General features: G+C 65.7%; 10 protein-coding genes. 6 read left to right on the forward strand and 4 right to left on the reverse strand.

The window, feature by feature from the left end:
• Nucleotides 1-81 precede the first annotated feature (81 nt).
• Nucleotides 82-1608 (forward strand): replicative DNA helicase, encoded by a 1527-nt coding sequence (locus MTR62_RS09830; protein WP_244019946.1) that lies wholly within the window; start codon nucleotides 82-84, stop codon nucleotides 1606-1608.
• A 28-nt stretch (nucleotides 1609-1636) separates the two neighbouring features.
• On the opposite strand, the gene MTR62_RS09835 is transcribed toward MTR62_RS09830, so the two are convergent.
• Nucleotides 1637-3103, reverse strand: coding sequence for an NCS1 family nucleobase:cation symporter-1 (locus MTR62_RS09835; protein ID WP_244019948.1), 1467 nt, complete (start codon nucleotides 3101-3103; stop codon nucleotides 1637-1639).
• Between the two features lie 289 nt (nucleotides 3104-3392).
• On the opposite strand from MTR62_RS09835, the gene ftsH reads away from it, so the two are divergent.
• Complete coding sequence (ftsH, locus tag MTR62_RS09840; RefSeq protein ID WP_268739763.1) at nucleotides 3393-5324, forward strand: ATP-dependent zinc metalloprotease FtsH; 1932 nt, start codon at nucleotides 3393-3395, stop codon at nucleotides 5322-5324.
• Between the two features lie 359 nt (nucleotides 5325-5683).
• Here the strand turns inward: ftsH and MTR62_RS09845 are convergent, their stop codons facing one another.
• Nucleotides 5684-6445: a ParA family protein gene (locus tag MTR62_RS09845; protein ID WP_244019950.1), complete on the reverse strand. Its 762-nt coding sequence runs from the start codon at nucleotides 6443-6445 to the stop codon at nucleotides 5684-5686.
• A gap of 126 nt (nucleotides 6446-6571) precedes the next feature.
• On the reverse strand, nucleotides 6572-6916 hold the full coding sequence (gene rpoZ / locus MTR62_RS09850) for a DNA-directed RNA polymerase subunit omega (RefSeq protein ID WP_244019966.1): 345 nt from the start codon (nucleotides 6914-6916) through the stop codon (nucleotides 6572-6574).
• A 336-nt stretch (nucleotides 6917-7252) separates the two neighbouring features.
• On the opposite strand from rpoZ, the gene MTR62_RS09855 reads away from it, so the two are divergent.
• The 4 genes from MTR62_RS09855 (at nucleotide 7253) to MTR62_RS09870 (ending at nucleotide 13042) form a co-directional block, all read left to right on the forward strand.
• The gene (locus MTR62_RS09855) at nucleotides 7253-9712 is read left to right on the forward strand and encodes a PhoX family protein (protein WP_244019968.1); all 2460 of its coding nucleotides are present in this window, start codon (nucleotides 7253-7255) and stop codon (nucleotides 9710-9712) included.
• Between the two features lie 221 nt (nucleotides 9713-9933).
• The gene (locus MTR62_RS09860) at nucleotides 9934-11661 is read left to right on the forward strand and encodes a thiamine pyrophosphate-dependent enzyme (protein WP_244019977.1); all 1728 of its coding nucleotides are present in this window, start codon (nucleotides 9934-9936) and stop codon (nucleotides 11659-11661) included.
• A 167-nt stretch (nucleotides 11662-11828) separates the two neighbouring features.
• The gene (locus MTR62_RS09865; protein ID WP_244019979.1) at nucleotides 11829-12356 is read left to right on the forward strand and encodes a c-type cytochrome; all 528 of its coding nucleotides are present in this window, start codon (nucleotides 11829-11831) and stop codon (nucleotides 12354-12356) included.
• A gap of 5 nt (nucleotides 12357-12361) precedes the next feature.
• The gene (locus tag MTR62_RS09870; protein WP_244019982.1) at nucleotides 12362-13042 is read left to right on the forward strand and encodes a cytochrome b/b6 domain-containing protein; all 681 of its coding nucleotides are present in this window, start codon (nucleotides 12362-12364) and stop codon (nucleotides 13040-13042) included.
• Nucleotides 13043-13152: 110 nt separating this feature from the next.
• On the opposite strand, the gene MTR62_RS09875 is transcribed toward MTR62_RS09870, so the two are convergent.
• The gene (locus tag MTR62_RS09875; protein ID WP_244019984.1) at nucleotides 13153-13362 is read right to left on the reverse strand and encodes a hypothetical protein; all 210 of its coding nucleotides are present in this window, start codon (nucleotides 13360-13362) and stop codon (nucleotides 13153-13155) included.
• Between the last annotated feature and the right edge of the window lie 539 nt (nucleotides 13363-13901).

A 13901-nucleotide genomic window follows, 5' to 3' on the forward strand; every position in this document is an offset into this window, starting at 1 on the left:
TGCTCCATCCACAAGCTGGGGAAAAAATCACTCGAAAGAACGCTTGCCGCCCCGCGCGCGCAGGACCATGGAGGTCAGCTTATGGCACAGCAGGACGTTCTCAGAATCGCCGAAGCTCCCGGCGACGACACCCAAGGCGCGCGCTCGCTTCCCTCGAACGTCGAGGCCGAAGCCGCATTCCTGGGCGCCGTGCTGATCGACAACCGGGTGATTGAGGAACTGCCGACCCAGTTGGGTCCGCAGCACTTCTTCGAGCCGGTCCACGCCCGCATCTACGAACGCATCCTGGGCCTGCTCGACCGCAAGGCGGTGGTCACCCCGGTCACCCTGCGCCCCTATTTCGAGGCCGACGAGCAGTTGAAGGCGCTGGGCGGGGTATCCTACCTCGCGCGGCTGACCGCCGATGGCCAGGGCCTGCTCGCGCCGCGCGAACTGGCCGCCCAGATCTACGACCTGGCGCTGCTGCGCGAGCTGATCTCGGTCGGCCGCAGCCTTGTCGAAGGGGCGATGGACACCTCCGAATCGGTCGAGCCGCAAGAGCAGATCGAACAGGCCGAAGCCGCGCTCTACAAGGTGGCCGAAGGCGCCGCCTCGGCCAACGAGGCCAAGAGCTTCGCGCAGGCCACGCACACCGCGATCTTCAACATCGAGAAGGCGTTCAATTCGGGCGGCAACATCTCGGGCAAGACCACCGGGCTCGATTCGGTGAACTCGAAGATCGGTGGTCTGCACGATTCCGACCTTATCATCCTCGCCGGGCGTCCCGGCATGGGCAAGACCTCGCTCGTCACCAACATCGCCTTCAACACCTCGCAGCGCTACGTCGACGACATGGCGCTGGGAATCGAACCCAAGCGCTCGGTCGGCGCGCCGACCGCCTTCTTCAGCCTGGAAATGAGCGCCGACCAGCTGGCGACGCGTATTCTCGCCGAACAGTCGGGCATTTCCTCCGAAGCGCTGCGCATGGGTAAGATCAGCCGCGAGGATTTCCAGCAGCTCTCCTTCGCCAGCCAGCGCCTGGCCGAACTGCCGCTGTTCATCGATGATACGCCGGGCCTTTCGATTGCCGCGCTGCGCACCCGCGCACGCCGCCTCAAGCGCCGCCACAACATCGGCCTCATCATCATCGACTACCTGCAGCTGCTTTCAGGCTCAGGTCGCGCCAACGACAATCGCGTGAACGAAATTTCGGAAATTTCGCGCGGTTTGAAGACCTTGGCCAAGGAACTGGAAGTGCCGGTGATCGCGCTCTCCCAGCTCAGCCGTGCGGTCGAAAGCCGCGAGGACAAGAAGCCGATGCTGTCCGACCTTCGCGAATCGGGCTCGATCGAGCAGGACGCCGACATGGTCTGGTTCGTGTTCCGCGAGGACTACTACGTCAACGCTACCGAACCCAAGTTCCCCGCCGAAGGGGATCCGCCAGACGTCGTCGACAAGTGGGAAGCCTGGCGCCAGCGCATGGAACAGGTCACCGGGCTTGCCGAACTGATCGTGGCCAAGCAGCGCCACGGTTCGACCGGGCGCGTACGGCTCAAGTTCGAGGCGCGCATCACCAAGTTCTCCGACCTCGACGCCGACGATCCGCGCGGCGCCTTCGTTTCGGACTGATCGCGCGCCACAAAAGGCACGCGGCGCCTCACCCTGGCTGCAAAGCCGGGGTGCGCTGCCCGCGCATGAGCAGCGTATAGGACACCAGTGCCACGCCCACGCCCACGAACCAGGCGTAGGAATAGATCACCGTCCAGGGCGCCCCGATCGCGCCGAACAGAGCCGGCGCGCTCACCGCCAGGAAGCCCGGCACATTGGGCGCGATACCCAGCGCCAGCGCGGCCAGCGCCCGCCCGTTCCAGCCGTTCTCATAACGGTACGGGCCATCTGGATCATAGAGCCCCTCGACGTCGAGCCGGGTCGCGCGCACCAGCCAGTAATCGGCGATCAGGATGCCCGCGATCGGGCCGAGCAGCGCGCCGTAGCCGGTCAGCCAGGTGAAGATATAGCCGTTGGTGCTGGCAAGCAGCTTCCAGGGCATCATGAACAGCCCGATGAACGCGGTGCACAGCGCGCCGGTGCGATAGGAAATGCGCCGGGGAGAAAGCGAGGCGAAGTCGTAGGCCGAACAGACCAGGTTCGCCGCGATGTTGCACGAGACGGTATCGAGCGCGATGACGAACAGCCCCAGCAGGACGAAGGGGCCGGAGAGCGTGCCCGCGAGCTGCACCGGGTCCCAGATCGCCTTGCCGTAGATCACCACCGTTGCCGAAGTGGTCATCACGCTGATGAGCGCGATCACCCCCATCGTCGGCGGCAGGCCGAGCGACTGGCCGATGGCCTGGTCGCGCTGGGTGCGGGCAAAGCGCGTGAAGTCCGGAATGTTGAGCGCCAGCGTCCCCCAGAAACCGACCATAGCCGTGAGCGAGGGCAGGAACACCGCCCAGAACTGCCCCGCGCGTGCCCCGCCCGGCCCGAACGCCGAAGGGCTGGCGAAGATCGGCCCCACCCCGCCCGCCGCATCGAGCGCCCACCACACCAGCGCGATGCACGCCAGTACCTTGAGCGGCGCGGTCCAGGTCTCTAGCCGCCGGATCGTCAGCAGGCCCTTGCGCACGAAGACCAGCTGGATCGACCAGAACGCGAGGAAGGCCAGCAACTGACCAATGCCGATGCCGAAAAACGGCAAGGGCGCGCCGCGCATGTCGGTGCCGAGGAAAATGCCGAGCAGGGTCAGCAGCGCCTCGCCCCCGATCCAGGTCTGGATGCCGTACCACCCGCAAGCCACGAGCGCGCGCGCCGCGGCCGCAAGCCGCCCGCCGATCGTCCCGAAGGAAGCGCGCACGAGCACCGCGAACGGCACCCCGTAACGCGCGCCTGGATGGCCTATCAGCAGCATCGGCACGAGGATGATGACGTTGCCCAGCACCACCACGCCGATCGCCTGAAGCGCGGACATGCCCTGCTCGATCAGCCCCGCCGCGAGCATCCAGGTCGGCACGGCCACCACCATGCCCACCCACAGCGCGGCGAAATGATACCAGCGCCAGGTGCGCTGGCGCCCGTCCGTCGGCGCCAGGTCCTCGTTCCAGAGAGAATTTTGACCTGCTGCCACCTTGCCCCCACACTTGCCCGGCCTGTCGATGAACGATCATGCTGGCGGCAGCGCAAGGGGCAAGTCAAACAGCAAAAACCGCCCTGCCCAAACGCGAAAAGCGCGCACTCCCGCTTGCGGACAGAGGCAGCGCGATTGCCGTTCGCCGCCTTTTTTCAGGCCCCTTTGCGCGACCTGAAAGCCGCACTTGCACGGCAATCGGGAGAAAGGTCCATCTCGATACCTTCGCTAACTTGCGATTCAGCCCCGCTCACCTACATTGGGAAGCGAAAGGACAGGTAACCCTGCAATGAACGACGACCAGCCCAACGGCAATCCCTGGGTGAAGAGCCTGCTCGTGTGGGGAGGCATCTTCCTCGCCCTGCTCATGGTGGTATCCATGTTCAGCGCCCGCGAAAGCGCGGGAAGCGCGATTCCCTACTCCGATTTCCGCGCCAAGGTTGCCCAGGGCAGCGTGGAAAGCGTCGAAATCGGTCAGGAGCGGATCGACGGCAAGATGCGCAACGGCGACCTGTTCTCGACCGTACCGGTGCAGAATGACACCACGCTGCCCCAGCTGCTCGAGAACAACGATGTAAAGTTCTCGGGCAAGGCCCCCGAACAGGGCAGCATGCTGCTCTACATCATCGCCAACACCCTGCCCTTCCTGCTCATCATCGGTATCGCCTTCTTCGCGCTGCGCCAGGTCCAGAAGGGCGGTGGCTCGGGCGCGATGGGCTTCGGCAAGTCCAAGGCCAAGATGCTGACCGAACGTTCGGGCCGCGTCACCTTCGACGATGTCGCCGGCATCGACGAAGCGCGCGAGGAACTTGAGGAAATCGTCGAGTTCCTCAAGGACCCGACCCGCTTCTCCAAGCTCGGCGGCCAGATTCCCAAGGGCGCGCTGCTGGTCGGCTCGCCCGGCACCGGCAAGACCCTGCTCGCCCGCGCCATTGCGGGTGAAGCGGGCGTGCCCTTCTTCACCATCTCCGGCTCGGATTTCGTCGAGATGTTCGTGGGCGTTGGCGCCAGCCGCGTGCGCGACATGTTCGAACAGGCCAAGAAGAACGCGCCTTGCATCGTCTTCATCGACGAGATCGACGCCGTCGGGCGCCATCGCGGTACCGGCCTTGGCAACTCGAACGACGAACGCGAACAGACGCTCAACCAGCTGCTCGTCGAGATGGACGGTTTCGAGGCGAACGAGGGCATCATCATCATCGCGGCGACCAACCGCCCCGACGTGCTCGACCCCGCGCTGCTGCGTCCGGGCCGCTTCGACCGCCAGGTGGTCGTCCCCGTGCCCGACATCGAAGGGCGCGAGCAGATCCTCGCCGTCCACATGAAGAAGGTGCCGCTGGCCCCCGACGTCAACCCGCGCGTGATCGCGCGCGGCACGCCGGGCTTCTCCGGCGCCGACCTTGCCAACCTCGTCAACGAGGCCGCCCTGCTCGCCGCGCGTCGCAACAAGCGTCTGGTCGCCATGCAGGAGTTCGAGGACGCCAAGGACAAGGTCATGATGGGCGCCGAACGCCGCTCGATGGTCATGACCGAGGACGAGAAGAAGATGACCGCCTACCACGAGGCTGGCCACGCCATCGTCTCGCTGAACGAGGCGGCCTCGGACCCGATCCACAAGGCCACCATCATCCCGCGCGGCCGGGCGCTGGGCATGGTCATGCGCCTGCCCGAGCGGGACAGCTATTCCTACCACCGCGACAAGATGCTCGCGAACCTCTCGGTCGCGATGGGCGGCCGGGTGGCGGAAGAGCTGATCTTCGGCTACGACAAGGTGTCCTCGGGCGCCTCGTCGGACATCCAGTACGCCACCAGCCTCGCGCGCAGCATGGTCACCAAGTGGGGCATGTCGGACAAGCTCGGGCCGCTCCAGTACGAGGAAAGCCAGGAAGGCTACCTCGGCATGGGCAGCTCGCACCGCACGATGGCCTCGGACGAGACCAACAAGCTGATCGACAGCGAAATCCGCGCCCTGGTCGATGGTGCGCACCAGCGCGCCAACCAGATTCTCACCGAAAAGGGCGATCAGCTCGAACTGCTGGCCCAGGCCATGCTCGAGTACGAGACGCTCTCGGGCGAGGAGATCAAGGAGCTGATGGAAAAGGGTTCGATCGACCGGCCGAGCGACCCGCGCGGCCCCTCGACCGCGCGACCCGTCACCGGCTCGTCGATCCCCAAGGCCGGCAAGCGTTTTACCGGCGGCACCGCGCCGCAGGGCGCCTGACCGCAGGGTCGGGCTGGATCGGGTCCTACCGATCCGCATTGGTTCCCGAGAGGGGAATGCAGGAGGGGCGCCGGGGTAATCCTGACGCCCCTTTTTGCTGCGCGGCTTGCCGAAGAACAGGGAAGGAAGATGACTTGCGAGGGCCATTGCCCTCGGGCTCCCCGGACTGTCGACCTCACCTCTCTCAGCGCACCATTACCGAGAGAGGTGAGGTCGACAGTCCGGGGGGGCAAGGCGTGGCAACCCCTTGATTATTCGTTATCCGCTTTTGCGTTCCGCCAACTTCTTCTCGATCGCGCCCCACAACTGCGCGAACNACAGTCCGGGGGGGCAAGGCGTGGCAACCCCTTGATTATTCGTTATCCGCTTTTGCGTTCCGCCAACTTCTTCTCGATCGCGCCCCACAACTGCGCGAACGCGCGCGCGGCCGGGCTCTGGGGCGCAAATTCGCCCACGGGCCGATGCTGGACCGCGCATTGTTCCAGCGCGCTGGCGTAGGGCACGCAGGGCCAGTCGGGATGTTGTTCGCGCACGTCGCGGTGGAGCGTGCGGCGCATGTCGACCATGGACAGCACCGGCAGCAGCGGGGGATGGCGCCGGGTGCTCGCGGCGATTTCCCGCACGACGAGATCGAACGCGCGCGAGGACAGCGGCGATGGCGGCAGCGGCACGATGACGAGGTCCGCCGCACGCACGATCTGCGCGGAGAGTTCGCTGATGACCGGCGGGCAATCGAGCACGATGCGCGGGTACTGCTGGCCGAGCGCCTGGGCAAGCTTGGCGAGCCGACGCCGCTTGCCGATCGCGACAAGCCGGGCGTCGAGCGCGCGGATCGATTCGTCGGCGGGCAAAAGATCGACGCGCTCGCAGGCGGTCTTCTGGATCAGCCGCATCGCGGCCCGCTCGTTCGAGGTCCTATCGTGGGCAAAGACCTCCCCGGCCTGCTTTGCCCCCTTGGATTCGAGACCATAGAGGAAACCCGAGCCACCCGCCGCGTCGAGATCCCACAGCAGCGTCTTGTGCCTCGAAATCCGCGCCGAGCACCAGGCAAGGTTGGCCGCGAAGGTCGTCTTTCCCACCCCGCCCTTGACGCTGTAGACCGCAATCGTCGCGCCCGACACGCCAGAGGGACCGCCCGATAGTTCAGGCGACCCCCCGGAAAGTCCCGCGATGCGGGGCAATATTCGCTTTTTACCAGCCACAAGACGATGTTTCGCGCCTCATGCCCGGATCGTCAAGCGGCGCGATCAGCCGTCGTAGTCGCCACCGATCGAGGTGTTGCGCGTCGGCGCCGAGGCGGTGATGCGCAGCGCTTCGGCCGACTGGCTGAGCGAGCCGATCTCGTCCATCTCATCGTCGTCGTCGGGCAGGACGCGCTGCATCGAGGTGACCAGCGATTCCTTGAGGATGGTCGGCACCACGGTCTGCTCGGCGATTTCGCGCAGCGCGACGACCGGGTTCTTGTCACGGTCGCGATCGACGGTGAGCTCGGCGCCGCCCGAGATCTCGCGCGCGCGCTGCGCGGCAAGCAGAACGAGATCGAAGCGGTTGGGAATCTTGTCGACGCAATCTTCGACAGTAACGCGCGCCATGGGCACTCCGTAAGAAACTGGTTTTCCTGAAAGGACGGCGCTTAGTGGGGTAGCCGTACAAAGTCAAGAAAATCCCGAAAAACGGCTCAATTCCGCGCCTTTTCATGCAGCGGATCGCCACACGGCCGGAGAATGGCAGGGGCCCACGCGCGGCGCGCCCGTTCCGTTGGCACAGCGCGAACAGCCACCTTCGTCCCAACAGAGCCAAATCGAGCAATATTACGAAGTAATACGGAAACACTGGTAAGTCGTCACACCAATGTCGTGTCCATTGCGCGCGAATGACACATTACACACCTAGCAAACGCGCTCCACATCACGACGCGGGGCACAATCATGACGGATAATTCTTCGATCGGTCTTTACACCGACGGCGACGTCGCCACGAACGACACGACGCAACCTTCGCTGGAGGCTCTGGCCGAAAAGCGTTTCTCGCGCCGCCAGACCCTGTTCGGCGGGGCGCGGGCGACCAGTCTGGCGTTGATGGGCACCGCCATGCTTGCCGCGTGCGACGATGACGCCGACGGCACTACCGCGCTCGTCGTCAGCGCGGGCGCCACGGCGGCAACCAGCGCGGGGCGCATGGTCACGCTGACCGGTTCGGTGACCGCCGGTTCGAGCAAGGGATCGGCGATCTCCTGGGCCCAGACCAGTGGCCCCGAGGTCGAGTTGATCGGCACCGGCAACCCCGTCTCGTTCATCGCCCCGGCGGTCGAGAGCACGCAGGACCTCACCTTCACCTTCACCGCCGCGCCGACCAACGGCGATACGGCCGCCAGCGCGACGACCACCGTGCGCGTCTCGCCCGCCGTGCTCGGCTTTACCGCCGTCGCCCATAGTCTGGAAGATCTCGTCGTCGTACCCGATGGCTATTCCGTCACCGTGATGACCCGGCTCGGCGATCCACTGACCGCAGCGACCGCCGCCTACGCCAACGACGGCACCGACACCGACTTTGCCAACCGCATCGGCGACCACGGCGATGCGCTGCACTTCTTCGGACTGTCGAGCGGAGGCGATCCCGACAGCAGCGCCCTCACCCGCGGGCTCATGGTGCAGAACCACGAGAACATCACCCAAGCCTACCTGCACGTCGACGGACCGACCACCGTGGGCGGCGCGCGCCCGCTCGCCGAAGTGGTCAAGGAAATCGAGTGCCACGGCGTTTCAGTGAGCGAATACGTCGATGGCGGCGAGCGCAGCTGGAGCTACGTCCAGGACAGCCGCTTCAACCGGCGCATCACCCCCAACACCGAGATGGCGCTGTCCGGCCCCGCCGCCGGGTCGGACTGGATGGTCACCGCCTATTCGGCCGAGGGCACCGCGGGGCGCGGCACGATCAACAACTGCGCCAACGGGATCACCGGCTGGAACAGCTACCTCACCTGCGAAGAGAACTGGGCCGGTTACTTCCGCCGCGACACCAGCGACGCGGCGCTGCGCAGCGCCGCGCAGCTGACTTCGCTGCTGCGCTACGGCGTGCGCACCGGGGCGAGTGGCAACTACAACTGGACCACCGCATCGAGCACCGATACCACGATCACCCGCTGGAACGCGACGATTTCGGGAACCGAGGCGCGCGAGGATTTCCGCAACGAGCCCTTCCAGTTCGGCTGGGTGGTCGAGATCGATCCCTATGACCCGGCATCCACCCCGCGCAAGCGCACCGCGCTGGGCCGCTGCGGCCACGAGGGCGCGTTCATTCGCGTGGTCGAAGGGCAGCCGGTGGCGGCCTACATGGGCGACGATTCGCGCAGCGAGTACCTCTACAAGTTCGTCTCGAACCAGACCTGGGACGCCGACGATGCCAGCGCCAGCGATCGGCTGGCGATGGGCGACAAGTACCTCGATGCGGGCACGCTCTACGTCGCGCGCTTCGACGAGGATGGTTCGGGCACCTGGCTGCCGTTGGTCTATGGCCAGGTCCCCAGCCGTCCGGCCTCGGGCAGCTACGTCGAATACACTTTCGCCGACCAGGCCGACATCCTTATCAACGCACGCCTCGCCGCCGATGCGGTGGGCGCAACGCCGATGGACCGCCCCGAGTGGACCGCGGGCAATCCGGCAACCGGCGAAATCTACCTGACGCTCACAAACTCGAACAATTCGTACCGCCCGGTCGACGGCACCAACGCCGCCAACCCGCGCTCGTACTGGAACGCGGGCAACCCCAACGGGCACATCATCCGCCTGCGCGAGGAGGGCGACACGACCGCCGCGAGCTCCTTTGCCTGGGACATCTACCTCTTTGGCGCCGACACGATCGATTGCGACACCACCTTCGAAGAGACCAACATCAACATCTCCGACCTCGACCTTCGCAACGACTTCTCGAGCCCCGACGGCGCCTACTTCTCGCGCGCGACGGCGATTTCGGGCCAGGTCAACCCGGTGTTCTGGATCGAGACCGACGATGGCGCGATGACCGACGTGACCAACTGCATGCTGCTCGCCGCGATGCCCGGCACGGTGGGCGATGGCGGCGCCTTCACGGTGACCAATACCGATGGCACCAGCACCTACACGCAGGACACTTACGTCGGCACCCCGGCGACCGCCGCGAACCTGCGCCGCTTCCTGGTCGGTCCGCTCGAATGCGAAATCACCGGCATCGACATGACACCCGACGGGCGCACGCTGTTCGTGGGCATCCAGCATCCCGGCGAAGGCGGCGATGCCAGCGCCATCACCAGCCACTGGCCCACCAGCCAGAGCGACACCGGCTCCAGCGCCCGCCCGCGCTCGGCCGTGGTCGCGATAACCAAGGACGATGGCGGCGTCATCGCACTCTGAGCGGCCGCTCATCGCCTCGAAAAAGCTCCTCGGCGGAGGAATGCAGGAGGGGGAGGTCGCCCGTGCGGCCTCCCCCTTTTCGCGTTACGGCGAGGCGCATCGCATGAGCGCCATGCACGTCAAGATGAGCACGACGCGCGAAACCTTGGCGCGCGCCGGGCATTGCATGGACACGTCGAGGACACGCCTCCTCCCCCATCCCGCCCGACGGAGAGTTTCCCATGCCCAAGTCCCCCCTCGCCCGCACGACCGCCGACGTCATCGTCGAAACGCTCGAACAGGCCGGGGTCCGGCGCTGCTACGGCGTTCCGGGAGACACGCTCAACCATGTCACCGATTCGATCCGCCGCAGTTCGCTGCGCTGGATTCACGTGCGCCACGAAGAGGCGGGCGGATTCGCCGCGGGCGCCGACGCGCTGCTGACCGGCGAACTGGCCGCTTGCGCCGGATCGTGCGGCCCGGGCAGCCTCCACTTCATCAACGGCCTGTTCGAAAGCCACCGCAACCGCGCGCCGGTGGTGCTCATCGCCAGCCAGATCGTGCGCGACGAGCTGGGCTTCGATTTCCCGCAGGAGGTCGACTACAAGCCGATCTACCAGACCTGCTCGGTGTTCTGCGAAGAGATCCGTACGCCCGCGCAAGCCCGCCGGATGACCGCGATGGCCGCGCAGGCCGCGCTGGCGAAAAAGGGCGTGGCGGTGCTCATCGTCCCCGCCGACGTATCGAGCGCACCCGCTGCCGATGAGCCCGCCTTCGCGGTCCACCGCACCACGTCGCGCCACCTCCCCGCGCCCGAGGAACTGAGCCGCTTTGCAGACGCGCTCAACGCGGGCAAGCGCGTGGCGATCTACGGCGGATCGGGCTGCGAGGACGCGCGCGAGGCCGTCGTGGCGCTGGCGCAAAAGCTCAAGGCGCCCGTTGCGCACACCTCGCGCGCGAAAGACTTCCTCGAGCACGCCAACCCGCACTGCGTGGGCATGACCGGCATCTTCGGGTCCGAGGCTGGCTTTCACGCGCTGATGGAGTGCGACACACTGCTGCTGCTGGGCTGCGATTTCGCCTGGCGCCAGTTCTATCCCGAGAAGGCGACGATCCTCCAGGTCGACATCGACGGCACCCATATCGGACGGCGCCATCCGGTCACCCACGCCGCCGTCGGGGACGTGAAATCGACGCTGGAAGCGCTTCTCCCCCTGGTGACGGCCAAGAAGGACAGCGCCTTCCTCGACGAATGCCTCGCCCACCACGCCAAGGCCGAAGCGGCGCAAAACCGCCACGCCGTGGCCGACGACACGCGCCCGATCCACCCGCAGTACCTCACGCAGACGATCGCGCGCCACGCCGATGCCGACGCGATCTACACCGCCGATGGCGGCTCGCCGATGGTCTGGTGCCTGCGCCATGTTCCCTCGACCGGCGCAAACCGGCGAGTAATCTCGCTCACCCATGGCACGATGGCCAACGCCATGCCCCAGGCGCTGGGGGCCAAGGCGGCCTTTCCCGAGCGGCAGGTAATTTCCCTCTCGGGCGATGGCGGGCTCGCCATGCTGCTCGGCGACCTTATCACCGCAGTCCAGGAAGAGCTGCCGATCAAGGTCTGCGTGTTCGACAACTCCTCGCTCGGTTTCGTCGAGCTGGAACAGAAGGTCGAAGGCCTGCTCGATGCCTACACCAATCTCAAGAACCCCGATTTTGCCAAAGTGGGCGAAGCGATGGGCTTCTGGTCGCGCCGCATCGAAAAGGCGAGCGAACTGGAACTGGCGGTCGCGCAGTGGCTTGCCGCCCCCGGCCCGGCCCTGCTCGACGTGGTGACCGATCGCATGGAGCTGGTCATGCCACCCAAGATCGCGGCGAGCCAGGTCATGGGCACCGCGCTCTACTCGGCCAAGGCCGTGCTCCACGGGCGCGCTGAGGATGTGCTGGGACTGGTGCGCAACGCGCTGACCTGAGCTTGGCGGGCCGCAAAATCTCGGCGACCGGCGTGAGGCGTATCAATTGCCATGTCTTTTCCAGTTCGTTGCAAAGCCTTTTTACTTTGCGCCGCAACACGAGTGCCCTTCATTCGTTGAGGACATTCGCTATAAACCAGCCCGGACACACAACAGGAGAACCCACCATGGCATCGAAGTCCCTTGCGGGCCTCGCCCTTCCCGCCCTTGCGCTCGCCTTTTCTCTTTCGGCGTGCAACGGCTCCAGCCCGAGCGCCGATGCCAGTGCCGGTGCAACGGGCGCCGCCGCCAGTGCGGCGAGTGATGCCGGCGACACGATCGAGGCACGCGAGGACAACTTCAAGGCCATCGCCAAGACCATGAAGGCGACCAAGGGCGAACTCGATGGTTCGAGCCCCGACTTCTCCGCGATCGCCGCCAACGCGACCACCATCGCGGAGAAAGGCCAGAAGATCCTCCCGCTCTTCCCGGCCGGAACCGGCCCCGAATCGGGCGAGAAGACCGAAGCCCTGCCCGCAATCTGGGAACGCCCGGATGACTTCAAGGCCGCGACCGCCAAGCTCATCGAAGCGGCTGGCAAGATGCGCACCGCGGCCGAAGCCAAGGACCTGGCCGGAACCAAGGCGGGCTTTGGTGAAGTCGGAATGGCGTGCAAGGGCTGCCACGAAGACTTCCGCAAGGAAGAGAAGCACTGATCGCGATGGAAGGTCCCGCGACGGCTGACATCAGGCTCTGGGACCTTCCCGTACGCCTGTGCCACTGGAGTTTCGTGGTGCTGATCCCCGCCCTGTGGTGGACGGCGCACAGCGATTACATGGAATGGCACATGCGGCTGGGCATCACGCTTTGCGCGTTGCTCGTGTTTCGCGTGGCGTGGGGCTTCGTGGGAAGCTCCACGGCGCGTTTCAGCGCGTTTGTGCGCGGCCCGCAGGCCGTCGCGCGCTATCTCGCCACGCTCGGCAAGCCGCACGCCCCCGTCGTCGGGCATAACGCGGCCGGGGGCTGGAGTGTGCTCGCGCTCCTTGGGGCCATGGGCCTGCAAGTCGCGCTCGGCCTTGTCAGCGGCGATCCCGATTACGGCGCGGCCGGACCGCTCTACGATCTGGTTGGCTACGAATTCGCCTACGATGCGACCGAGTGGCACACCAAGATCGTGTTCAACGTCATTCTCGCGGTGATCGCGCTGCACGTCGCTGCGATCCTGTTCTACCGCCTCGTCAAGCGGGACAATCTGGTTGCACCGATGGTGACCGGCAAGCGCGCTTTCCCCGAAGGGACCCGCGCCATGGCCCCGGTCGCCCCCTGGCGCGCGGGGGCCTGTGCGCTGTTGGCCGCAGGTATCGCCGGCTGGCTCTGGGCTGGCGCACCGCCTTTCGGCTAATACCAGGACTGCTAACGTGGGCTTGGGGATCTCTGTCAGGAGCAAAGCCCCTCCCCGCTGCCGAAAGCTACACAGCGCGCTTCGTGCGACAGCTCTCTCGGGCAACGCCGTCAGAAGATCAGCGCAAATATCCCCGCCCACATGAGCAGCGAAATCGGCACGGCAACCGAAAGGCCGGTCATCAGGCGCACCAGCGGCAAGCGGGCCCCGTCCCCGTCCTGAACCTGGGTTTGGACGACCTGAACCGGCTCGGCCGGTACTCTTGCCTGAAATTGCGAATAGACGCTGGCCACGGTGGCAATCACTCCTGTGAACGACATTGGCTCATTGCGCCATCAACCGCTACCGGAGTCCCACTGGCCAAGGTTAATCGGCAAGGCTGCCGCGTTAACGTTTGCAGAGCCCGGCAAACCGCAGAATACCCTCTGGTGATCCGTGTTCAGCACGCAAATGCGAAAACCACGCCGCACCGGCACGAGGCGCTTGCGCTAAGCTACCGAAAAATGGTGCCTTATGTGTGAGTAGCGAAAGACACGCCCGTCCTCAGAGCAGGGCATTGCGGCAAGAAAAGCTACAGGCTTCCCCGTAGATCACGCGCTTCGCAGAAAGCGAGGGCGAAACACATATATGGCGCCGGAACGGCGAACATATCCGGCCGAAGCGGCCGCAGGGTGGGCTCTACGCCCTTCCAAGGGTCGAGATGGAAGCCATCAGCTGCGCTGAACTGCGTCACGGCGTCCCGCAGGGATTTGATCAAAACGGCGCTGGAGCATTTTCTAGTCAGGTGAAATCACCTGACGGTTCAGGAAATGCGTCCGTCGTACAGCGGTAGCAAACGACACAGCCCGGTCAGGGCATT

It is taken from the genome of Novosphingobium organovorum (assembly GCF_022832435.1).
GTDB classification, from domain to species: domain Bacteria; phylum Pseudomonadota; class Alphaproteobacteria; order Sphingomonadales; family Sphingomonadaceae; genus Novosphingobium; species Novosphingobium organovorum.

What these genes read in the sequence shown, in the direction of transcription:
- MTR62_RS09830 (WP_244019946.1), top strand. Translation starts at nt 82, where the DNA reads ATGGCACAGCAGGACGTTCTCAGAATCGCCGAAGCTCCCGGCGACGAC.
- ftsH (WP_268739763.1), top strand. Translation starts at nt 3,393, where the DNA reads ATGAACGACGACCAGCCCAACGGCAATCCCTGGGTGAAGAGCCTGCTC.
- rpoZ (WP_244019966.1), bottom strand. Translation starts at nt 6,916, where the DNA reads ATGGCGCGCGTTACTGTCGAAGATTGCGTCGACAAGATTCCCAACCGC.
- MTR62_RS09855 (WP_244019968.1), top strand. Translation starts at nt 7,253, where the DNA reads ATGACGGATAATTCTTCGATCGGTCTTTACACCGACGGCGACGTCGCC.
- MTR62_RS09860 (WP_244019977.1), top strand. Translation starts at nt 9,934, where the DNA reads ATGCCCAAGTCCCCCCTCGCCCGCACGACCGCCGACGTCATCGTCGAA.
- MTR62_RS09865 (WP_244019979.1), top strand. Translation starts at nt 11,829, where the DNA reads ATGGCATCGAAGTCCCTTGCGGGCCTCGCCCTTCCCGCCCTTGCGCTC.
- MTR62_RS09870 (WP_244019982.1), top strand. Translation starts at nt 12,362, where the DNA reads ATGGAAGGTCCCGCGACGGCTGACATCAGGCTCTGGGACCTTCCCGTA.
- MTR62_RS09875 (WP_244019984.1), bottom strand. Translation starts at nt 13,362, where the DNA reads ATGTCGTTCACAGGAGTGATTGCCACCGTGGCCAGCGTCTATTCGCAA.